This is a genomic window from Lysinibacillus sp. RS11, assembly GCF_042019215.1.
Lineage (GTDB): Bacteria > Bacillota > Bacilli > Bacillales_A > Planococcaceae > Lysinibacillus > Lysinibacillus xylanilyticus_A.
Genome location: NZ_CP168124.1, coordinates 532,963 through 555,967 on the forward strand (window position 1 = coordinate 532,963; position 23,005 = coordinate 555,967).

Consider the following 23,005-nt stretch of genomic DNA (forward strand, 5'->3'; position numbering starts at 1 on the left):
TAAAACCGTTTTCGATTAAACAGTTAAGAATTTCGCTAGTTTTTCGTTATCAAGAAGGTTACCAACGAAGAATGCACCAAACTCACCGTAGCGAGCTGAAACTTCATCGAAACGCATTTCATATACTAATTTTTTGAATTGTAATACGTCATCGGCAAATAATGTTACGCCCCATTCGTGATCGTCAAAGCCAACAGAACCAGTAATAATTTGTTTAACTTTACCAGCATAGCCACGACCAATCATACCGTGAGAACGCATTAGAGATTTGCGGTCGTCCATTGAAAGCATATACCAGTTATCATTGCCTTGACGACGCTTATCCATTGGATAGAAGCATACATGCTTAGCACGTGGAAGTTCAGGATATAGACGAGCACGCACATGTGGATTTTGGTATGGGTCTTCGTCTGAGTCGCCAGCTAAATAGTTGGAAAGCTCTACAACAGATACATATGAATATGTAGGGATAGTAAAATCAGCAATTGCTAATTTATTAAATTCAGCTTCAAGCTCTTGTAGCTCATCCATTGTTTCACGTAATGTCATAATCATAAAGTCAGCTTTTTGACCAACGATTGCGTAAAAAGCATGAGCACCAGTTTTAGCGATATCAGCCTCGTTTAATTTTTCTAAATAAGCAATGAATTCTTCTACTGCTGCTTGACGTTCTTCAGCAGAAACTAGTTTCCATGAAGCCCAGTCGATTGAGCGGAAATCATGTAAAGCGTACCAACCATCTAAAGTAATTGCTGCTTCATTCATTATTTAAAACACTCCTTCATAAGTGAATACCATTTGAATTTTAGTTTATCATAGTTTGTACAAAATCCCTAAGTTCATGATTGCATTTCACGAATTTGACACCTTCCATAGATAATGTATGCTAAAGAGAAGAGATGTAAATAGAGGAGCACCAATAATGAAAAGTATTTTACAACAGCCGATTTGGCGTTTTTACGATCAATCCATTAGCGCAAAGCAAAGATCGCCACTTGAATCCTTTGCAACAGATGATACATTATGTCAGCTAGTTGGACAATTAGCCTCTCCGCCAACTATTCGTACTTGGGTGCATGATGCATCTGTTGTGCTTGGTATTCAGGATCACCGTTTACCATATGTGCAGGAGGGGATGGACTTGCTTAAAACACGTGGTTATCATCCTATAGTGCGCAATTCAGGCGGATTAGCAGTTGTCCTTGATGAAGGTGTACTGAATATTTCTGTTGTTTTATCTGAACAAACGGAAACGCTAAGCATTGATGATGGCTATGATGTAATGGTGGATTTAGTAAAGGGATTATTCCCTGAAGTAGCGGATCAAATTGAAGCCTATGAGATTGTAGGTTCCTATTGCCCGGGCTCCTATGATTTAAGTATTGAAGGAAAGAAATTTGCTGGTATTTCTCAGAGACGTTTACGCCAAGGAGTAGCCGTGCAAATTTATTTATGTATTGAAGGTAGCGGTTCAGATCGAGCTGCACTCATTCGTGACTTTTATGAGGAAAGTCTAAAGGGAGAGGAAACCAAATTTACGTACCCTAACATTGTCCCTGATGTGATGGCGTCGCTATCCGAACTTATTGATGTATCATTAACAGTGGAAGATGTTGTGATTCGTTTACAGCAGCTTCTTCACAATATGGCTGAAGAAATTCGTTTTGAGTCTTTTGGTGACGAAGAACTGACGTCATACGCATTCTATTTACAACGTGTTTTAGAACGCAATACGAGAATGCTCGAACCGAAAAAATAGATTACAACGACCAAAGAAAAAAGCGATGCTGCTAACTAAGCGCATCGCCATTTTCTTGTTGATAAGCAGAACTACTTACAACAAGATTTCCGTTTTTCTCCATTTTGAAGACAGGTGCAATTCGTTCTTCCTCTTCATCTAGTGTTACTAGTCGTCTAGCACGGTTCATAATTTGTACAAATTGCTCGTAATCTTTTCGAATAGATCTATTTTCCTCTTCTAGCTGCGTAATGGTCTTCTCTAGTTTTTTATTTTTCTCAGAGGTTACGTGTACAAGCTGTCTCCATTTTGTAGACTCATTACCTATCTCACCAGAGTGTTGCAAACGTAGTAAATAGGCTATGACAATATCAAGAGATAATGCAGAAAGAGGAATTGATTTACCCTCTGCGCCACTATTATTTACTGTAAACATACTAGTAGTACGTCGTCTTGCTGGAGCGCCCAACACTCGCATTCTCTCTTTTCTTTCTTTTTTCGCATCTGCTAATTGCTCCTCATACTCTTTGCGAACAACAGCATTCCAACGAAAACCACAGGCTGCGGCAGTACGGTTCAAAGCATCGCCAGCTTCTTCGAAGGCGTTTAACTGCGTACTTCCTTCCGTTACATGGCGAATAACCGCCTCTGCTAATAATTCATCATTTTCTTCTAACCAAGCATCTTGTCTTACTTTACTCATAGTAAAATCCTCCCACCTTTATTTGGAACTTATTTATTTATAACTAGCATGACCAATCTTTTAACCTTTTATTCATCTATGTGGAAGGAATTATGCTTGAATACAAGGTGAAAAATGCGATACAATACCCGATGTAGGTTTGTGCGTATGCTACATACTTAAATATGTGAAGGTCATACGTTCAATAGAGCGGTTTTTTGATTGAAAAAATACTATATAGAAAGGGTTGTTGACAAAATGGCAAACGAATTTAAAGTTTGCGATGAATGTCAGGCCGTTAACTTAAAAACGTTAATTCCAAAATTAAAGGAAATCGATCCTGATGCAACCATCGAAATTGGCTGTCATTCTTATTGTGGTCCAGGACGTAAAAAAACATTTACCTTCGTAAATAGTCGCCCTGTTGCTGCATTAACGGAAGAAGAACTAATGGAAAAGGTTTTAGCAAAGTTAAAGAAATAAGTAAAACAAAACGCTATCTTCACTAGTTGAAGATAGTTTTTGTTTTCTGTGCGTATTTAATATTAAAGATAGAAGAGGTAAAGAGATGGAAAGAAGAGTCAGAGCGACGGATAGAACCTTTCGAAGTGAAGGATAGAGTAGTCAAAGAGACGGATAGAATCGGCGGAGTGACGGAAAGAAGAGTCAGAGCGACGGATAGAATCCTCGGAGTGATGGAAAGAAGAGTCAGAGCGACGGATAGCCATCGAAGTGACGGAAGAAAGGGCCAAAGCGACGGATAGAACCATCGGAGTGACGGAAAGAAAAGTCAGAGCGACGGAAAGCCATCGAGGTGACGGAAAGAAGAGCCAAAGCGACGGATAGAACCATCGAAGTGACGGAAAGAAGAGTCAAAGCGACGGAAAGCCATCGAGGTGACGGAAAGAAGAGCCAAAGCGACGGATAGAACCATCGAAGTGACGGAAAGAAGAGTCAAAGCGACGGAAAGCCATCGAGGTGACGGAAAGAAGAGCCAAAGCGACGGATAGAACCATCGAAGTGACGGAAAGAAGAGTCAAAGCGACGTAAAGCCATCGAGGTGGACGGAAAGAAGAGCCAAAGCGACGGATAGAACCATCGAAGTGACGGAAAGAAGAGTCAGAGCGACGGAAAGCCATCGAGGTGACGGAAAGAAGAGTCAAAGCGACGGATAGAACCAACAAAGCGACGGAAAGCCATCCGTCGCAAGGGAATTAGGTCAATAGAATCCTAAATTAAGACGAGAATACAGTGAGTTAGGTTGATAGTCTCTATAATTAAAGGGAAATATGTATGCTAGTCCTGCATTTATCGCATATAATAGAACAAATAGGAAACGGGGGTGCTGTACAATTGACACATTATGCAAAAGCTAAATTGCAAGAGGAAAAAGTATTCAAGGACCCGGTGCATCGCTATGTGCATGTACGGGATCAAGTGATTTGGGATTTAGTTGGGACGAAAGAATTCCAGCGATTACGTCGAATTCGCCAGCTAGGTACAACGTTTTTAGTATTCCATGGAGCCGAGCATAGCCGCTTTAGTCACTCACTTGGCGTTTACGAAATTGTACGTCGCATAGTAGATGATATTTTTGCTGGGCGTCCTGAATGGGATGAAGATGAACGACTACTTGTGCTTTGTGCAGCCCTACTACACGATTTAGGGCACGGGCCATTTTCGCATGCTTTTGAAAATGTCTTTGAACTTGATCATGAATTTTATACAAGACAAATTCTGCTCGGTGATACAGAAGTGAATGCAGTATTAAAAAAAGTATCGACTGATTTCCCTGAGAAAGTATCACAGGTAATTGAAAAAACATATCCGAATAAGCAGGTCGTCAGTTTAATATCGAGTCAAATCGATGCTGATCGTATGGATTACCTACAACGTGATGCGTATTTCACTGGCGTAAGCTATGGTCATTTTGATATGGAACGGATCTTAAGAGTAATGCGTCCGCGAAAAAATCAGGTTGTTATTAAGGCGACAGGCATGCACGCGGTAGAGGATTACATTATGAGCCGCTATCAAATGTACTTACAAATTTATTTCCATCCAGTGTCTCGCAGTGCAGAGGTTGTTTTAAATAATATTTTAAAACGCGCTAAGCAATTAAGCTTGGCGGGCTACAAATTTAAGCACGAGCCTACACACTTTTTAGCATTTTTCCGCAACTCCATTCAGCTGGAAGATTATCTTGCATTAGATGAGAGTATTCTTTTTACATATTTTCAACTTTGGATGCAAGAGGAAGATGCTATATTAAGTGACTTGAGTCGCCGCTTTGTCAATCGAAAGCTATTTCAGTACATCGATTTAGATCCAGGTGTCGAGCTAGACAAATATCAAAAACTACAAGAGCTCTTTAAGCAAGCCGATTTAAATCCAGAATACTATCTTGTCCATGATACGACGGCAGATCTACCTTATGATTTTTATCGACCAGGAGAGGAAGAAGTACGCGTTCCTATTTTCTTAGAAATGAAAAATGGAGAGCTACGAGAACTTTCTCGTGAATCGATTATTGTGGATTCTATTTCTGGGCGCATGAAGCGGGATCATAAAGTATATTTCCCACTTGATTTCTTAGAGGACAACAGTACCCATTCCGTTGTGAAGACACAAATATTAGCTTTACTGCGAAAACAGGAAAAAAAATAAAAAAAATTTAATGTATAAATCATGTATGTTAAACGAGAGCAGTTTAATAGGATACCAACATATTGATAATGAAAAAACAGTAAAAGTACTCATTGAGAGTAATCTTTTACTGTTTTTTTTGTTGTATAAAGATAAATAAAATGGAAAATATATAGAAATTTTTTGAATAATGTAAATAGAAAGTCCGGAATTGTTTAGAATTTGTTCAGTAGTCTTCCTTATAATGAGTCGAAAACCCTAAAGGGGGTGAGGCCTATTATTATAGGTGTCACAAAAGTAGCATGGATACATATAAATTTGTACATCACACATTCATAAGTCATCATGATTGCCTATGCAGTGAAGTACTTATAAGAATGTATTCAGTTATGGCGACAAGTGAATTGAAGGAAAGAGGGACCAACCTATTGTTTGTGGCATACCTTCCAACATGAAGAAAGGATGCAACGTCGTCAACAAACACCAACAGGTATCTCTCTGAACTTAGAAAAGGAGAGAAACATGAAGAAACTTAAACAATTAAACATAGCAATTATCTTATTGCTGCTCGTATTCCAAACCGTACTATCACCGATTTCAGTGTTTGCGGCAGAGGGCGAACTACCTGCAGTTGAAACTGGAACAGATACTGGGACTAGTACGGGTTCTACGGGAGAGGTCGTACCACCTGTAACACCACCAGTTGAAACGGGAGGAGATGCTGATACCAGTTCTACGGGAGAGGTCATACCACCTGTAACACCACCAGCTGAAACTGGAGAAGATGCTGATACTGATTCTACGGGAGAGGCCGTACCACCTGTAACGCCACCGGCTGAAACTGGAGGAGATAATGAGACTGGTTCCACGGACGAGGTCGCACCACCCGCTGAAGCAGGAAAAGAGGAAGGAACTAACCCTGATTCTGGCAATGAAGTAAAAGACCCAAGTGGAGATATGCCGGACGAAACTACACCACCAAAGTATGATTCAACTATGCCTGTTGATGTGATTAAAAATGTTGAGTTTACTGTGGATGGAAAAAAGGTTAATCCAAGTGACAGTATTAAAGTTACTAATGGACAATCTGCAGAGTTTAAATTCCATTTAGAACTAGCAGCGGGACATAATTATGGTCCGGGTACAACATTAACGTACACTTTACCAGCTATTTTTGAAGATATCACATTCCCGAATGGAACAGCTTATGGTGAGGTCGGTACAATTTCGAAAAATGGAAATGACATCGTAATTACATTCAACGATGAGTTACGAGATGATTTAGGAACGGGTGTAGCCCTTGAGCCAGAAGCATTCTTTATGGTAGAGGCAAATTTTTTAAATGGTAATACGAATTGGGAAGAAACAATTAGTTTACCAGGCACTGAAAACATCAAGCTGAACTTCCAACCTTCGAATAGTGGTACACCTGTTACTAAATCAGGTGAAGCAGATAGTAGTGCGCTAAACAGCAAGTTTATTAAGTGGACAGTAGATGTTAATACAAATTTAGGCGTTAATGAAGCGTCAGGTACTACAGATTTTGTTGATACACTAATAGAAGGTGCACATACATTTAAGCAAGATTCTGTAAAAATCACAAAGTTAAATGTATTCCCTGATGGCACTGTAACAGACTCTACTGACATTATGCAGGCGAAACCAATTTTTGATAAAGATGATAATAATAAAGACCGAATGACAATTTCATTGCCAAATGAAAAGTATACGGCTTACCGCATTACGTATCAAACAGAAGTTGGTGACCCAGGTAACGTTAAAAGTGCAAACTTTAAAAATGAGGCTACTTATAATGGGGAATCCTCTCCTCAATCAGTAACTGTAAACTTTGGTGATCCATTAGCAAAAACACATGAAGGTCCTACTTATAATGATTTAGCAACATATTGGACGATTAATTACAACTTCAATAAGCGCAACATATCATCTAAAAATGCAGTACTGACTGATGTGTGGTCAGACACTCAAGAATTAGATGGGGATGTGCAGGTGTTTATGGCAGATGGTACTACTCCTGCTGATATTCCTGCTGATGTAGATACTAAAGTTAGTAACGGTTTTAAATTATCATTTGATGCTGATGTAACAAAACCATATGTAATCAAATACAAAACAAAGCCAAAAGCTGATGTTTTCCCTACGAAAGACTATACAGTAACAAATACAGTAACGCGTAGCGATATGACAACGTCAGTTCAAGACAGTACAACTTATAGTAAAACAGGATTATTACTGCATAAATCCAAAAATGGTATTGATTATCATAATAAAACGATGTCATGGAAAATTGTGGCGAACCAAGCGGGCTATAACTTAGATGCTGGTACTGTGTTTACTGATACTTTTACAGATAAAAACCTAACTTTAAAAGAAGATAGTTTAGAGATAAAAGTAGGTAATACCACATTAGTTAAAGGTACAGATTACACGTTAACTAATAAAAACGATAAAACTGGTTTTGAAATTACTTTAAAAAATGCAACAAATAAACTTATCGAAATTACGTACGATACAGATTACGATATTCGACATGTTGGAGAAAATACAATTCAATATCGAAATGAAGTACAAATGGAAAATAGTGCTTTATCAAATGTTTCATCTGATTGGGATGAACAAAATATCCACTCTGAACAAAAAGCAAACGGTAAAAAAGAGGGTTATTATAATTACGCAACAAAAACCTTCCACTGGGATGTTGAGTTAAACTTTAACTACAATGATTTAAAAAATGCGGTATTCGAAGATAAATTACCAGATACACAAAAAGTGCAAAATATTGTTGTGCAAAAAGGTAAACTAAATGCAAGTGGTGATTTCGAAAAGGTAGGAGAACCATCCACAATTGAAAACACCTCAGGTAAACAGAATGAAATTAAGCTTGAATTAGGGGATATTGATAGCCCTTATAAAGTGACTTATGAATCAGTAGATGCAGATAGCATTTTCCCGCATGGTAACCCAGTAAGTATTACAAACACAGCTACATTGACAAGTGAAGCGGGTAAAAATGCATCATGGACAGAAACGGTTGATGTAAGTCATACAGACAAAATTTTAAACAAAAAGGGTAAACAAGCACAACAAGGTTCTGCAGTAGCTAAGTGGGATTTTGAATTTAACTACGCACAATCTATATTAAACAATGTAGTCATTACCGACACAGTTGGTAAAGATGCTGAGGGTAACCCAGAACAAATGATTCTAGAAGATACATTTAAAGTATATAAAGTTGCATTGTCTGGAAAAACTCCAAGTAATCCAGCTGAAGATAAGAAACTTTTAGCTCCAAGTGAGTATACATTAAATGTAGATATGAAAAATGGTACGTTCACTCTTGATTTAGGTAATGTAACTGGTGCTTACTACGTAGAATACGAAACAGTATTTACAGGTCTTTCAGGCTCTGATGCAAAAAATGAAGTAGAAGTAAGCTATCAAGGTAGCGGTCAAACAAGTGGAAAAGATAGCTGGTCAATTGTTGATTTTAAATATGGTAACCAAGCTTCAACAGTTAAAGTACCATTCGTTATTGTAAAAACGAATGCTGCAACAGGCGAAGCAATGAAAGATGTTGAGTTTACTTTATACAGTGAATATACAGGTGATAAACCATTAATTAGCGCTAAAACAGGTAAAGACGGTGTATTAGATTTCGGATTAAAATTAGCTGAAGGTAAATATACAGTAAAAGAAACAAAAGTTCCTGGTTTTGAAAATCCGGATGTAAGCTTTACATTAGATCGCAATAAAAAAGCAACAACAGGTACATTTGCAGGTAAACAAATTGTTGAAATCGCTAATAAACCAGAAAGCTCCTTGAAATGTGATCGATTTGAATTAACAGTATATGATATTGACGGTAAATTAGTTAATAACGGAACAGTAACATTAGTAAGTAAAGCAACAGGATTATCCGAAGATCATAAAATTGAAAACGGTAAAGTTACTTTTACACCAGACCAAGTTAAAGCAGGTCAGTACGATGTTGTTTATGATGGTGTGCCGTTAAAGACGATTACAGTTGAGTACAGTGACAAATGTCATGAGAATATCCAACCAACACCTAAGTGCGAAAACTTTACAATCGCGGTTGAAGATTCAAAAGGAAATATCCGTACAAATATTAAAGAGTTAACATTAAAATCAGGTACTACAGAAGTAAAGGCATCACCTGATGCGTCAGGGAAGTTTATTTTTGAATCAAACAAAAATAATCCTACTAATGGCGTGAAGCCAGGTGAGTATCTGGTGTACGAAGGTAACCAGTTCTTAGGGACAGTAACTTTAACGTACACAGAAGACTGTGGGCATGAATTTATCGTTAAAGAAGTACCAAAGTGCGAGAAGTTCGAATTAACTGTAAAAGATGTTGATGGTAATAATATTACTGATGGTAAGACAAAAATAGTTGTTAAAGATGCTAGCGGTAAAGAAATTATTAACACAACAACTACGACAGGTGTTATTGAATTAACTGATTTAGAATCAGGTATTTATACAGTTATAGTAGATGGCAAAGAAATTGGTAACTTCCAAAACAATATCGAGTGTAAAATAACAGTTCAACCAGCGCCTTCATGTCCACAATTTACACTAACTGTAAAAGATGAAAATGGCAAAGTACGTCCTAATGTTGACAACATCACGATCAAAGATACAACAGGAGCAATTATTGCTACAAATAAGACGACAAATGAATTAGGTCAAATTACTATTCCATCTGAAAACATTCCTTCAGGTGTGTACAATGTATATCAAGGTGATCTATTCATTGGTCAAATAACAGTTAAATATTCAGTTAATTGTGAAGCAGAAATATCAGCAGCGCCTGCATGTCCTGCGTTTACATTAACTGTACAAACTGAGTTTGGAACGCCAAATGCGAATGCAAAGATAACAGTAAAAGATGCTAATGGTAATATCGTTAAAGGTGTAGACAATAGTGAAGTTCTGACAACTAGTGTTGCTGGAACGGTTGTATTGCCAAACGAAGCTATTAAGCAAGGTACGTACTATGTATATGAAGGAAGTCGTTTAATTGGCTCATTCACAGTAAAAGATACATGTTCTGCTATAGTAAAACCTTCATCAACAGGTGGAAACGGTGGAGGCAATGGCGGTGGAGGCGGCGGTGGCTGGACTCCTGATCCAGAAAAACCAGTTGATCCAAACAAGCCAAATCCTGATCCGGAAAAACCAGTTGATCCAAACAAGCCAAATCCAGATCCAGAAAAGCCAGTTGATCCAAACAAACCAAATCCAGATCCGGAGAAGCCAGTCGATCCAAACAAGCCAAATCCAGATCCGGAAAAGCCGGTTGATCCAAACAAACCAAATCCAGATCCGGAGAAGCCAGTTGATCCAAACAAGCCGAATCCAGATCCAGAGAAGCCGGTTGATCCAAAAAATCCAGGTAATCCAACAACAGATACAAAAAATCCAACAAATCCTGGAAAACCTGAAACATCTAAACCATCTGTAACAGATATCATTGATCAAGGTAAAAACTTACCACCATACAATCCTTCTACAGCGGATAAAGACACACTAGATTCGTATAAGGATTTCCTCGATAATTACAACAATTTATCTAAAGAGGAACAGGAAGAAGTAGCAAAATCTCTTGATATTGACAAAATCAAAGCAGATGCTGAACAAATGGAAGCTCAATTAAAAGCGACAGGCAAACTGCCGCAAACAAATGGAGCAAACCAAACAGCTCTTACACTAATTGGTGTAGCTCTTGTTCTAGGTGCATTGTTCGTATTGCGTCGTCGCAATACGGAAGTGAAATAATATTCAATAAGAAACCCCAAGATTTAATAAAATGTTACACATTCAATAAAAAGCACGTTACTAAAAACGAAAAGTTTAGTAATGTGCTTTTTTATTTTTTATGATTTATTAAAGGATTATACATTTTACAATTACCAATAAATAAGTTAAAGTCAGAACGGATGTTCTGTTATAGGTGGTGTTAGATTGTATTGGTATGATTATTGTCCAAAAGGAATAACGAGTAAATATCAATTATTAGTATTTAAAGATAACCAACCTTTTCTTCCATTAACAGATTATTTCCATGATTGTTTAGGAAGAATTGATAAGAGTTCTGCTATGTCTTATTTAAATTGCTTGCTTCCATTTTTTTAATGGTTGGAGCTAGAAAGTAATTATCAAGGGAAACGAGTGAAATGGAATGATTCATCTGAAATAATACGAATAGTTGTAGAAGATTATTTAATGCTTGAGCTGGCATGTAAAATTCGAGAAAAAGATACCTTTCGATTTGTGAAATTAACAAATAAAAGTCCTATTACAATCAGTCGCTTTTTATCAGCATTAAAATCTTTTTATAAGTCGATGATTCGATTGGAGCATTATACATATAACAATCCATTCATAGATGGGCAATATATTTTGCATGATTATAGCAATCAAAATGGTGTTAGAAAAGATAAACCTAGAATGCCGAATATTTCAGGGACAGAAGATGCTATTCCTCACAGAAGATTAACAGATTCCTATTTCAAAATTATTAAAGAAGAGTGGCAACCACAAATAATAGATGATGGCAATTTACCATATCAAGTTTATCAAGCAGGGAAAAAAGTGGATTGGTCACAACGGGAAATGTTGATTGCACGTATGTTGTTCGAAACAGGTGCAAGGATATCTGAAATCATTCATTTAACAATAGGAGATTATCGCCAACGAAAGAGCCACCAAGAAGTTGCTACTTTTAACAAAGGTAGTCATGGTCGAAAAATAAAGTTCTTACGCTTTAGCAAAGATACTGTTAAACGATTATTTCATTACATTGATACAGAAAGAAAGAGCTATGACAAAAACCACTTCATATTTGAACAATTAAGTGATGATTCCCCTATTTTTTTATCGGAAAACGGAACTGCACTCACTTATCATGCATGGTACCATCATTGGAATAAAGCGATGAAGTTAAATGAAATAAGCTTAAACCTTCATAAAGCTAGACATTGGTTTGTAACTTCGAGATTAAGAGAGATATATCATATTTCTCAAAATGAGAGCGAAATTCAACAACGAAAAAATGAGTTAATTAAATATATGAAATGGAAAAATACGGATACTATAAATGTTTACGAACATCATTTTGATAAAGCAAAACATCGAGAATCCCACGACAAAATGTTAGAACAAATGCAACGAAACGAAAAAGAATATATACAGCAACTAAAAGCTTCAAAAAAATCTAAACTAAAACTAACAGTAATTGAAACAGATAATTTGAATAAATTTGATGGAGATTTACAGGAGCTATTAGAAGGGTTGGAGTAAGTTTGACAGAAACATTGCGACCAGTAACAGATTGGTATGATAAATGGTTAGGCACAATGGATACAAAATTAATGTGTCTACAAAACAATAGAGGCGAATATTTAATCGATAAACTAGATGAACGGGTTTTTAAGTATATGAACAATAATTGTTTGACTTATGATTGGAAAAATCATTTATTACTTATAACATTAATTAATTCAGCTAGAAATAATGACGTTAGAACGGACTTGAAAAAAATAGAGATCTTACACCTAAGATTCAAACAAATTTTCAGTGAATGTGGGTGAGTTATTAGGGATCATTGAGTTATCAAAAGATATGGAAACACGATTTAAGGCAATGGGTCTAGACCTTGAAGTACGTAAAGCAAAAGAAATGGCGAAGCAAGCAAAAATCGAACTAAAAGAGATTGACTTGATAAAACAATATAGAGAGGAACGTCATTATGAACCAATCACAAAGCACAATCCATTCAGATAAGCGGCAATGGCTTGTAAAAGTGCATCAGCAACGAAGAGACCGTTCACTTACTATTGGAATTCAAACGATTAATTTTCTAGTAGAACAAGGGATTCCCGTAACTTATCACAACATTAGTGAGCATTCAAAAGCATTTGATGAAAAAGGAAAAGGTATCCATCAAAATACAATTAAGCGCAATGAAGAACTACATTCTTATTATCAAAAGCATAGCAGAACGTATAAAGTAAAAAACACACGTAAAAAACCTGTAATGCCTTCTACATTTGACGAATCATCGATAAGAAGGATTTCATCTGAACGTGATGTAAACTTCGCCAAAAGGAGGTATTTGTAGCTTTCAAAAGAGGAATTGGTGAATAGATTAATAGCGGTTGAAAAATACATTGCAGAAAATCAAGAACGATGGCTAACTAATCAATTTGAGCAGTTTAAGTAGAATAATGAGATACAAAACCAGCCTTGTTAAATTACTTTTAACTAGGCTAATTTTTAACTATCTTGTTCAATTAAAGCACCCGTTAGTTTAAGTGTAACTCTTCACAATTACTTGATATTATATAGTTAAGTAGAAATGTAAATTAGAATTTAGTTTATAGTTATAAAAATAAGTTTTTTATACTCTTATAATTCTTCAAAAAGGAGAGTTTATGAAAAAGACTATTGTTTTTGTATTAACGATACTTATATTATTCTCGGGATTCGCAACACAAAGTTATGCGTTGTCAGATTCGAAATCTGTGGCAATACAAGCGTTGCTAGATGATGCCTCTCGTACATCAGGTGTGCCTGGAATGTCAATCTCAATACTTGCTAATGATGAAGTGTTCTACTTTTCTTCTGGGTATGCAGATCTTGAAAAGGGGTTGTCTGCAAGTGAAAATACACTCTATGAGTTGGCCTCGGTGAGTAAAGCTTTTACTGGTATGGGGATTCTGCTATTGGAAGAGCAAGGGCTGCTATCAATGACTGACCCTATCCAAAAATATTTACCTTGGTTTACGTTAAAGTATCAAGGTAAACCTGTTGATATGCAAAGCCTTACACTAAATAACTTCCTTCACCATACCAGCGGCTTAACAAATATTAGACATACTCAAAATATTCCACAAGGCAATACGCCTGATATGTTGCAAAAGACTGTGGAAACGCTGGTAGATGCTGAATTGGCGTTCTCTCCCGGTGAACAATATAACTATGGAACCGTTAATTATGACGTATTGGGTTTGGTTATTGAGATTGTATCACGACAAAGCTATGAAGACTTTATGAGGGAACAGGTATTTCTACCCTTAGGTCTTCACCAGACGTATGTTTATAAAGAAGATGCTCAAGCCACTGGACAGTTAGCACAGGGCTACCGTTCTTCCTTTTTCATAACAACTCCATTTAACGCTCCGGATTATGCTGGGAATAAACCTGCCGGCTATATCATTTCTAATACAAAAGATATGGCGCGTTGGATGGGCATACAGATGGGTATCGTGCAGGACGTACCCGAAATATTTCACAGGGTTATCAAAAAATCACATAGGGGTGATATGTCTGTTTCGGCTGTCAACGATATGTATTATGCGGCAGGTTGGTCGGTAAACGCCGAACAAACGTTTATAGAACACACTGGGGGTAATCCGAATTTTAGAACCGAAGTAGCCATACTGCCAAATGAACGAACAGCCATCTGCTTACTGAGCAACGGCGCAAATACCAATATAAACCTGGTACTAAAAGTTAAAGATATATTAGACGGCAATCTAACTCAGTCATATGAGATAAGCGGCACACAGCTTTTGGACATCATTTTGTCGTCTACCACAATTATTCTTTGCCTATTGGCCGTTCTGTTATTTCTCTTAGGATTAAGAAAAAGGAAAACGAATGAGCAGCAGCCAATTACAAAAAAGAGAACAATCGTAACAATTATTTTCCTAATCGCTACGATTGCCCAGTGTATAATGTTTTTTGCCTTCGATTGGTCAACGATACTTATTTGGCAAACATATAGTGTTCTTACAGCTTTGATTTCGTCAACATTATTAACAGCAAGCATTACTTGGTATATACTCACCGATAAGATGCCTCGCTCCGAAAATAAGTATAATGTTAAGTAATTAAATTCCACTTTATCAATATTCTTAATTAAAAAAACATAAGACACCTCGGTGTCTTCTTTAATGTCATCGACACTTCTCCTAGTTAAACCCACTTGCTATTTCTTCCACTAACCTGCTCCGTTAGTTGAAGAACGGATAGAAAAATTTCCTAATAATATACTTTTATTAAATATACTCAAACTATATCTTTAAACACAAATAAAAGCTGAACTAATATCAAAATTAGTTCAGCTTTAAAATAGCATATTATAATGTTGCACATTGTATATAGGATCCTGAAATATTATGTGCATTACTTTAACTCTTGACTTTTAATAAAACGTAAAATCTTGGGGTTTTTCGTATACTAAAAAGTTTCTGATAGCTTTGCAGGTGCTTTGTCAAACGGATATTGCTCAACAAAATCTGCTTGAATGGCAAGTCTTTTCGTGCCATTATCAGCGCATGTAACGAGGGTCAAAACGGTTTTATTAGGGATATCATTAATAACATAAACATCCGTAGCGGCGATGATTTCCTTAGACGTTAGTTTGTACTCATAAATATTCGTTAAATCCGTTACATAAATCGTATCTCCTATACTCGCTTTATATAAGGGGCTAAATAAAATATCTGTTTCTTCAAAGTAATGACCCGCTAAAGCGTAATTTCCTTGTCCAAGTTTTTGATTAGGCTTCATGGTGCCTGCTCCAACGGCAAGAGAGGCATTGCCAACTCCTTTGACGATAGGAAGCTGCATATCCACACTAGGGACAGCGATACTACCAATGACAGGCATTTTATTTGCTGTTGTTTGAGCTTTTAAAACTTCCGCAATAGATAGTGATTGTACTGCTTCAAATTCAAAATCGGCATCCACATTATTGTTCTTTTCAATATCCTCTGCACTGTAATCGGTTGTATTTAATTGTTTACTTAAATGAGCGATAATGGCATTTTGAATTGGATTAATAAAAATAAGTAAGAGGCCAATGATGAGCATACAAATGAGTAGTGTTAGTTTAAGTTTATTCATTTCATAGATCACATCCTAGTATTGAAATTACGAATCGCCGGAAGTAGATCGATTTCCGCCGCTAAAAGTGAGAGAAACGCCGCTAAAGGATCAAGTTGCGCCGCCAAAAGTGAAAGAATCGCCGCTAAAGGATCAAGTTGCGCCGCTAAAAGTGAGAGAATCGCCGCTAAAGGATCAAATTCCGCCGCTAAAACCAAGAGAATCGCCGCTAAAGGATCGAATTCCGCCGCTAAAACCAAGAGAATCGCCGCTAACAGGTCATATTCCGCCACTAGAACTATAGCTGGCTCGGTAAAACGTTATGTATCGTCAGTAAGGACATCAGACGAAAAAGAGTAGAGCATTATGTTGCTCTACCCGTTATACTCTTTATTTATCACTGTGGAGCACGCCTGCAACGCCGTAATGGTTTTTAGGCATTTCTTCGATAAAGACTGTTACGTTTTCTGCTGGCGCGTTAACTGTACGAGAAACGGCTTCTGTTACTTCTTTTACTAGTGCGCGTTTTTGTTCGTCTGTACGACCTTCAAGCATTTTCACTGTTACGTATGGCATAATATTGCCTCCTTTATTGAATAATGTTGTATAGTTAGTTTATCTCCATTCAGTAGAAGACTTCAACCTCTGATGGTGGTAAGATGAATGCGGGTGTGGTTCCTTTTCCGTGGGTGTTCAAACACCTACTGAATGAAGATAAAAAGCCTCCGGCGGATGTCACGGATTTTGAAAGGAATGAATTGTGCTGGCACAATTCAAAATCCGGACGCAATTACGCCAAGGCGAAATTGATAAGAAAGTATAAAAACTTCTTACTTGTATTCAGGCATTTGCGCAAGGCAAGAGTCGTTGTCATGACGACACCGATGCGCTAACGATGCTTTACTTTATAATAGCAGAATGGAGGTAATTAAAGTATGGCAAATGAAGAAAAATCAAAACAAAAAATGGGCTTTACGATTATTAAAAATGACCCAACAGATGGACATAAGGGATTTGGAATCGGTTCGCTTTCACTTGAAAACGTATCGCCAGTCATAATCGATGTAGAAGAGGGGACAGCATCAGTTGAAGTCGGTGCAATGCATGCTCGTAGTGATGTGGAACGTGGTATTAAATTTACGACAGATCGTGCAGATTCAGAGGGTGGAAAACCGTATTGGCTCGTATGGGTGACGATTGACCATAAAGCGGATGGACCTTACTATGCAGGTGTTACTGCGTGTGAAATGGTAGTCAATCGAGAAAAACGTCGTGGCTATAAAATTTTAGCTGATCATGTTAATAAAATGGATAAATCTATGAAGCGTCATATTATTGTAGAGCATATGGATGCACCATCTAAAAAAGTGTTAGCTTCTTTCTTAGCGGAGCTCAATCCAGACCTGTGGGCACGTAGTGAGGACCAATTGCGTCAAGACTTATTTGCAGAATAGACTTACAATGATTGAACAATCTGTGACATTTTGCAATCGTTTTCGATATAAGGTTGAAAGTGGGTTTGAAACAAAGTAAACTTGATGCAGACTTACATTTTAGTAAGCTAGGACACTTGGTTCTGCGAATGTGATGAGCGCTATGCGGCATTTGAACAACCCAAACCCAAGCCAAATGCCTCATGATGCTCATCTACTTCGCGAGCCATAAAAAAGAAAAGCTTTCTGTTCCCACGGACACTGCTCCGGGGAAGAGAAAGCTTTTCTTTTTTGTATATGTCTATTACTTTGTCGAGAGCCTTCGTTATTTAGAACGTGATTGACTCATAAAGGTTTCCACATTGTCTATTAGTTTTTAAAAATGTCGAACGGGAGCATATTCCAAATCTCTCCCCACGTATCTCTATCGAGAATATCAAAGTTTGAACATTTTTCAGTCGGTACATCCTTTTCATCTACATAGACCAAACGTTGTTTAGGGCAGGCGTCTGTTGCAAGTTTGCCTGTTTCAACATCGATGACCACACCTTTCACATCTTTAGGCTTTGTGAAATCCTCGTTCTTTGTTCCTTTATTGACAGTCTCCATAAAGTCGATCCATATTTTCTTTGTAGCTGCAGTATCTTCTTTTGTTTCTATATTTTTTCCTTGGTCATAGCCGTTCCACACACCAGCAGTTAAACTAGGTGTAAATCCAATTAACCATTGATCACTATTTGTAGAACCAGATTTTGCTGCATACGTATGCGTCATACGAGAGCGAATGCCAATCCCTGTAGCTGGAGAATAATCGTTAAATACAGGATCGAAAATACCTGTCATCATTTCTGTTAAGATAAACGTATCTTCTTTTGAGAGAACTGTCTCAGCTTCTTTTTTTTCTTCTTTATTTTCGTAGATGATATCACCATTAGCATCTTTAATAGAAATAATAGTAGTAGGAGCGGTTTCTTGTCCCTGTGATGCTAAAATATTATAAGCATTCGTCATTTCGTATAAAGTAGTTTCAGCTGTTCCTAGCGCGATAGATAAATTGTCTTTATCACCAATATTCACGTTGAATCGATCAGCCATCTCGTGAAATGCTTTAAATCCAATTTCCTCTAACGTTTTAACTGCGTAAATATTATCTGAAATAGCGATCGCTTGTGCCATCGACATATCATGCGTTGCAAATTTACCGTTAACATTTTTAGGAGAATATGTTGAACGTCCTTTATCATAAGTGAAAGTTGTCTCACCTACATCTAAAAAAGTTAATGGCGTATACCCATTCTCTAAAGCTGCGGCATATAAAATAGGTTTAATGGTTGAGCCTGGCTGACGTTTTGCCTGTGTAACCCTGTTAAATGAACTTGTAGCATAGTCACGGCCTCCGACTAGTGCGGTAACAGCACCTGAATTGGACTCCATACTAACGAACGCGGCTTGGAGATCATTAGCAGGCATGTTTTTGGCTACAGCTTCTTCTGCTGCTTTTTGGTGTTCTTGATTAAGGGTTGTTTGGATAGTCCAACCACCTTCACTAATGTCGAGATTTTTTGTTTTCAAAATTTCACTAGCCTCTTGCCATGCTACGTCAAGGAAGAATGGTGCTATAGATTTTGTTGCTACCCAGCTATCATTCTTTAAGACAATCTTTTCATTTTCTGCACGTGTTTTTTCATCTTGCGTAATGGCACCTTGATCAGCCATCAATTTTAAAATAACGTGCTGGCGATTAGTTGCCTTATCTAGATTGACAATAGGGGAGTAAATACTTGGCCCTTTTGGAATTCCAGTTAACATTGCTGCTTCCGCTAGTGTTAAATCACTGGCAGATTTTCCGAAATAAAATCGACTAGCTGCTTCTACACCGTACATACCATGTCCGTAATATACAGTGTTTAAATAGCCCTCCAGTATTTCATCCTTATCATAAAAAACTTCTAATCTATAAGCATACAGTGCTTCATTTAATTTTCGTGTCCAAGACTTTTCATGTGAAAGATATAGATTTCGAGCATATTGTTGTGTAATAGTACTTGCTCCTTGAACCTTACTTCCAGCCTTAATATCAACTAATAATGCACCTGCGATACGTGAAAAATCCAATCCTCTATGCTCATAAAAATCTTTATCCTCAACAGCGACCACTGCTTTTTTTAGATAGGGGGACATCTCATCAAGATCAACCCAATAACGTCGTTCGTTCGTAAAGTGATCCCCAATCTGGTTCTCATTTTCATCTAAGAAAATAGAGGCTTTAGGTACGGTTAAAGGCGGGGCACCAGCCACTTGAACATAGACGCGTAAAGCTACAAATGCTACTACAATTGCAGATAGAAAGGCGACGAAAAGGGTAAGGGCTTTGCGTGTACGCTTCGTACGTTTTTGCTTACGTTGATAGCTTTTTCTCTTCATCCGACTTCACCTCGTTTTCTCACACTTGCGTATAGTATGTGTCTGAACATTCATCTTTAATCGAAATTCTAGGTAAAAACTATTGCACTTTATTCAAAAACATCTATACTTTTTTTGTACTGTTTGAAATGCTAGCATTCGACAAAAGAAAGACACTTTGTAAATTTTAATCGAATTTTGCTAGATGTTCCAATAATGTATACGAGGATGCAAGGATAGAGGTTTCATTACAATCCTGTAAGTCCTTAATAGAGTAATGGTGAAATAGGATTAATTCCTAATAAAAGTGGAGGTCGAGTAATGAGATTTGATGAAGCTTATTCAGGAAATGTTTTTATAAAAAGTCATCCCACATATGAGGATGCTCAGGCAGTTATTTACGGTATGCCAATGGACTGGACAGTTAGTTATCGTCCAGGCTCACGTTTTGGCCCGCAACGTATTCGTGAAGTATCAATTGGTCTAGAAGAATATAGTCCATATTTAGATCGCGAGTTAGAAGAAGTGAAATATTTTGATGCAGGAGATATACCGTTACCATTCGGGAATGCACAGCGTTCTTTAGATGAAATTGAAAAGTATATCGAGACGCTTTTAGCGGATGGCAAGATTCCAGTTGGCATGGGTGGCGAACATTTAGTATCGTGGCCTGTAATGAAAGCTGTATCTGCGAAATATGATGATCTAGCAATTATCCACTTCGATGCACATACAGACTTACGTGTTGAATATGAAGGGGAGCCACTTTCTCACTCAACGCCTATTCGCAAAATTGCCGAACATATCGGACCGAAAAATGTCTATTCATTTGGTATTCGTTCAGGTATGAAGGAAGAATTCGAATGGGCAAAGGAAAATGGCATGCACATCTCAAAATTTGAAGTGCTAGAGCCATTAAAAGAGGTATTACCGACTTTAGCGGGACGTAATGTTTACGTGACGATTGATATTGATGTACTTGATCCTGCACATGCACCAGGCACAGGAACAGTAGATTGCGGAGGCATTACATCGAAAGAATTACTAGCATCAATCCATGCGATTGCAGCAAGTAATGTCAATGTAGTTGGCTTTGACCTAGTTGAAGTTGCACCAATCTACGACACATCAGAAATGACAGCAAACACAGCCAGTAAATTGCTAAGAGAAATGATTTTGGGTTGGGTAAAATAAAGCAAGAAACATTAACTAATGCATTTAGCGACGAAAGTGAAACGCCAGTCGCAAACACAGCGAGTAAATTGCTAAGAGAAATGATTTTGGGTTGGGTAAAATAAAGAGGGCTTTATAAGTGTTTATATGAAGCGGTTTGAGTGGGGTTTAGCTATGAGCTAGCCCCACTTTTTAACTTTTTTCTTAGAGAAGCTAGGGCAGTCCCGTGTAATTTATTGTGTAATAGGACTCGAATCGTAGATGGTTTTAATTTGTTCTTAAAGGCATTGATAAAGATCTTTTAATAAAAGGTCTTATCGAGCTTTTACAAGTAATGTCGTTCATGTGATAGACGGGTTGGTAATACCCAAATTAGAGCTTGTTATTCTAAAAAAGAAGACGCCATCCAAAATACATCGGATAGCGCTTTGATATTTCGAATAGTTCTATTTAAGGGTTCGTCGACCAAAGTCCAGCATGTTTTAATACAACACGTGGATGAAGTTTTAGCTGTGCAACCATTAAATCTGCTAAATCTTCTGCTTGCATCACTTTTTCTGGATTGCCGTCTGTTAAGTTTAGTTCAACCGCCATATCTGTTGCAACTGTACTTGGCGTTAATGTAGTAACGCGAATATTTTTCTTACGCACTTCAAACATTAAGGACTCACTTAGTCCGATAACTGCAGCTTTTGAAGCTGAGTATGCACTTGTAATCGGTGCACCTTTTTGTCCAGCTGTTGATGAGATATTAATGATGTCGCCTGTGTTGCGTTCTATCATCTCCGGTAATACAGCACGTGTTGTGTAGTACACACCTTTTACGTTGACATCGATAATATTTGTCCATTCTTCAGGCTTTAAGTCCATGAAGCTACCGAATTTTGAAATGCCGGCATTGTTTACTAAAATATCGATTGCCCCAAGCTCACTGCGAATTGATTCAACAGCTGTAGTAATAGAGTCTAAATCTGCTACATTTGCCACAGCGATTGCTACCTTCACATCATACTGTTTAAGTTCCTCTGCTACTTGTTGTAAATTTTCAAGAGTACGCCCAATAAGACCGACGTGAATACCTTCTTGCGCAAAAGCTACTGCTGTTGCACGTCCTATTCCACGTCCTGCTCCTGTAATTAGCGCCACTTTTCCTGCGATTGTTTGCATGATTTTTTGCTCCTTTAGATGGGATAGTTTTATTTTAGACGAAATAAAGCCATTTTAAATAATAAAATAAGGTGAGTTTGATAGAATTGTTCAGGTAATCGTAAATGTTTGACGCCTAAAATAGAAAAAATTTGTCTTTAAGACTAACCTCATTCTACTATGGTTTTCTATATTGTGAAGAGTGCACTTTTTTGTGCGGAGGTTACCAAAAGGTTACTTATTTATATGAAAGGGAGTTAGTTCTATGTCGGATAAATTAAGAGATGAGATAAAAGAGAGAATATTAAATAAAGATTATCATTGTGAAAAAGAACTTACCTTATCAATTATTAGTGGGAAATGGAAGATTGTTATTTTGTGGCATTTAGGTGTAGAAGGACCACATCGCTTCAGTGAACTTCAAAGACTTTTTCCGAAAATATCTCATAAGATATTAACAAACCAATTACGTGAACTAATGGATGATGGAATTGTTCATAGAGAAGTGTTTCCAGAAGTTCCTCCGAAAGTCGAATATTCAATGACTGAACTAGGGATGACATTATTACCAATCGTTGAGATGATGTACGAATGGGGAAAAAATAGAATCGATCAAATTAAACAAGAAAGCAATAAGGAAAATAACGAGGCCGTTTTGAGAAATAATTAAAAAAAAGCTAGAAACACTAACTCTACGACGAATGTGAAACGCCAGTCGCAAATACAGCTTCAAAGTTAGTAAGAGAAATGATTTTGGTCTGGGTAAAATAAGAATGGCTTTGTAAATGTTGATATGAAGGATTTAAGTGGGGAGTTATGAGCTAGTCCCACTTTCCTTAAGTCATTATA

The 23,005-nt window shown here is 37.3% G+C and carries 21 protein-coding genes; 11 read left to right on the forward strand and 10 right to left on the reverse strand.

Features of this window, described 5'->3' with window-relative positions; genetic code table 11:
• Window positions 1–15: 15 nt before the first annotated feature.
• Window positions 16–765 carry a hydrogen peroxide-dependent heme synthase gene (hemQ, locus tag AB9L17_RS02740; protein ID WP_068985239.1) on the reverse strand — a complete coding sequence of 250 codons (750 nt, stop codon included), beginning with the start codon at window positions 763–765 and terminating at the stop codon, window positions 16–18.
• 157 nt (window positions 766–922) lie between these two features.
• On the opposite strand from hemQ, the gene AB9L17_RS02745 reads away from it, so the two are divergent.
• Window positions 923–1,759 (forward strand): lipoate--protein ligase family protein, encoded by an 837-nt coding sequence (locus AB9L17_RS02745; protein ID WP_068985240.1) that lies wholly within the window; start codon window positions 923–925, stop codon window positions 1,757–1,759.
• A gap of 31 nt (window positions 1,760–1,790) precedes the next feature.
• Here AB9L17_RS02745 and AB9L17_RS02750 read toward each other — a convergent pair whose 3' ends face one another.
• Entirely contained in the window at window positions 1,791–2,441 is a 651-nt protein-coding gene (locus AB9L17_RS02750; protein WP_068985241.1) for an RsfA family transcriptional regulator, read from the reverse strand.
• A gap of 237 nt (window positions 2,442–2,678) precedes the next feature.
• Here AB9L17_RS02750 and AB9L17_RS02755 point away from each other — a divergent pair, with 237 nt between their 5' ends.
• Window positions 2,679–2,903, forward strand: a complete 225-nt coding sequence (locus AB9L17_RS02755; RefSeq protein WP_049667962.1) for a DUF1450 domain-containing protein — start codon at window positions 2,679–2,681, stop codon at window positions 2,901–2,903.
• A gap of 98 nt (window positions 2,904–3,001) precedes the next feature.
• On the opposite strand, the gene AB9L17_RS02760 is transcribed toward AB9L17_RS02755, so the two are convergent.
• Genes AB9L17_RS02760 through AB9L17_RS02770 form a run of 3 tightly spaced genes read right to left on the reverse strand, consistent with a single transcriptional unit; the run spans window position 3,002 to window position 3,604 of the window.
• On the reverse strand, window positions 3,002–3,172 hold the full coding sequence (locus AB9L17_RS02760) for a hypothetical protein (protein WP_223557030.1): 171 nt from the start codon (window positions 3,170–3,172) through the stop codon (window positions 3,002–3,004).
• Window positions 3,129–3,296 carry a hypothetical protein gene (locus AB9L17_RS02765; RefSeq protein ID WP_375200026.1) on the reverse strand — a complete coding sequence of 56 codons (168 nt, stop codon included), beginning with the start codon at window positions 3,294–3,296 and terminating at the stop codon, window positions 3,129–3,131. The genes AB9L17_RS02760 and AB9L17_RS02765 overlap by 44 nt, the downstream gene beginning before the upstream one ends.
• Window positions 3,293–3,604, reverse strand: a complete 312-nt coding sequence (locus tag AB9L17_RS02770) for a hypothetical protein (RefSeq protein WP_375200027.1) — start codon at window positions 3,602–3,604, stop codon at window positions 3,293–3,295. Before AB9L17_RS02770 ends, AB9L17_RS02765 begins: the two co-directional genes overlap by 4 nt.
• 109 nt (window positions 3,605–3,713) lie before the next feature.
• Here AB9L17_RS02770 and AB9L17_RS02775 point away from each other — a divergent pair, with 109 nt between their 5' ends.
• From AB9L17_RS02775 to AB9L17_RS02800, 6 genes are all read left to right on the forward strand, one after another.
• The gene (locus tag AB9L17_RS02775) at window positions 3,714–5,087 is read left to right on the forward strand and encodes an HD domain-containing protein (protein ID WP_254660171.1); all 1,374 of its coding nucleotides are present in this window, start codon (window positions 3,714–3,716) and stop codon (window positions 5,085–5,087) included.
• 501 nt (window positions 5,088–5,588) lie between these two features.
• Window positions 5,589–10,886 carry a collagen binding domain-containing protein gene (locus tag AB9L17_RS02780; RefSeq protein ID WP_375200028.1) on the forward strand — a complete coding sequence of 1,766 codons (5,298 nt, stop codon included), beginning with the start codon at window positions 5,589–5,591 and terminating at the stop codon, window positions 10,884–10,886.
• Between the two features lie 393 nt (window positions 10,887–11,279).
• The gene (locus AB9L17_RS02785) at window positions 11,280–12,410 is read left to right on the forward strand and encodes a tyrosine-type recombinase/integrase (protein ID WP_375200029.1); all 1,131 of its coding nucleotides are present in this window, start codon (window positions 11,280–11,282) and stop codon (window positions 12,408–12,410) included.
• Between the two features lie 321 nt (window positions 12,411–12,731).
• Window positions 12,732–12,893: a hypothetical protein gene (locus AB9L17_RS02790; protein WP_175401754.1), complete on the forward strand. Its 162-nt coding sequence runs from the start codon at window positions 12,732–12,734 to the stop codon at window positions 12,891–12,893.
• Window positions 12,859–13,230 carry a hypothetical protein gene (locus AB9L17_RS02795; protein ID WP_375200030.1) on the forward strand — a complete coding sequence of 124 codons (372 nt, stop codon included), beginning with the start codon at window positions 12,859–12,861 and terminating at the stop codon, window positions 13,228–13,230. Before AB9L17_RS02790 ends, AB9L17_RS02795 begins: the two co-directional genes overlap by 35 nt.
• A gap of 313 nt (window positions 13,231–13,543) precedes the next feature.
• Window positions 13,544–15,004 carry a serine hydrolase domain-containing protein gene (locus AB9L17_RS02800; protein WP_375200031.1) on the forward strand — a complete coding sequence of 487 codons (1,461 nt, stop codon included), beginning with the start codon at window positions 13,544–13,546 and terminating at the stop codon, window positions 15,002–15,004.
• Between the two features lie 349 nt (window positions 15,005–15,353).
• Here AB9L17_RS02800 and AB9L17_RS02805 read toward each other — a convergent pair whose 3' ends face one another.
• The 3 genes from AB9L17_RS02805 to AB9L17_RS02815 all read right to left on the reverse strand — a co-directional run bounded on the left by AB9L17_RS02805 (window position 15,354) and on the right by AB9L17_RS02815 (window position 16,577).
• Complete coding sequence (locus tag AB9L17_RS02805; protein ID WP_223556868.1) at window positions 15,354–16,022, reverse strand: class A sortase; 669 nt, start codon at window positions 16,020–16,022, stop codon at window positions 15,354–15,356.
• An 8-nt stretch (window positions 16,023–16,030) separates the two neighbouring features.
• Entirely contained in the window at window positions 16,031–16,294 is a 264-nt protein-coding gene (locus tag AB9L17_RS02810) for a hypothetical protein (RefSeq protein ID WP_375200032.1), read from the reverse strand.
• A gap of 97 nt (window positions 16,295–16,391) precedes the next feature.
• Window positions 16,392–16,577: a 2-hydroxymuconate tautomerase gene (locus AB9L17_RS02815; RefSeq protein WP_068985249.1), complete on the reverse strand. Its 186-nt coding sequence runs from the start codon at window positions 16,575–16,577 to the stop codon at window positions 16,392–16,394.
• A 359-nt stretch (window positions 16,578–16,936) separates the two neighbouring features.
• Between AB9L17_RS02815 and AB9L17_RS02820 the strand changes: the two genes are divergently transcribed.
• A complete protein-coding gene (locus AB9L17_RS02820) occupies window positions 16,937–17,455 on the forward strand; it encodes a YwhD family protein (protein WP_068985250.1) in 519 nt (172 codons plus the stop codon).
• A gap of 348 nt (window positions 17,456–17,803) precedes the next feature.
• Here AB9L17_RS02820 and AB9L17_RS02825 read toward each other — a convergent pair whose 3' ends face one another.
• The gene (locus tag AB9L17_RS02825) at window positions 17,804–19,858 is read right to left on the reverse strand and encodes a transglycosylase domain-containing protein (protein WP_375200033.1); all 2,055 of its coding nucleotides are present in this window, start codon (window positions 19,856–19,858) and stop codon (window positions 17,804–17,806) included.
• A gap of 300 nt (window positions 19,859–20,158) precedes the next feature.
• Here AB9L17_RS02825 and speB point away from each other — a divergent pair, with 300 nt between their 5' ends.
• Window positions 20,159–21,031, forward strand: coding sequence for an agmatinase (speB, locus tag AB9L17_RS02830; RefSeq protein ID WP_068985252.1), 873 nt, complete (start codon window positions 20,159–20,161; stop codon window positions 21,029–21,031).
• Between the two features lie 429 nt (window positions 21,032–21,460).
• Here speB and AB9L17_RS02835 read toward each other — a convergent pair whose 3' ends face one another.
• A complete protein-coding gene (locus tag AB9L17_RS02835; RefSeq protein ID WP_375200034.1) occupies window positions 21,461–22,177 on the reverse strand; it encodes a 3-ketoacyl-ACP reductase in 717 nt (238 codons plus the stop codon).
• Between the two features lie 244 nt (window positions 22,178–22,421).
• Here AB9L17_RS02835 and AB9L17_RS02840 point away from each other — a divergent pair, with 244 nt between their 5' ends.
• Window positions 22,422–22,826 (forward strand): winged helix-turn-helix transcriptional regulator, encoded by a 405-nt coding sequence (locus tag AB9L17_RS02840; RefSeq protein WP_375200035.1) that lies wholly within the window; start codon window positions 22,422–22,424, stop codon window positions 22,824–22,826.
• Window positions 22,827–23,005 lie beyond the last annotated feature (179 nt).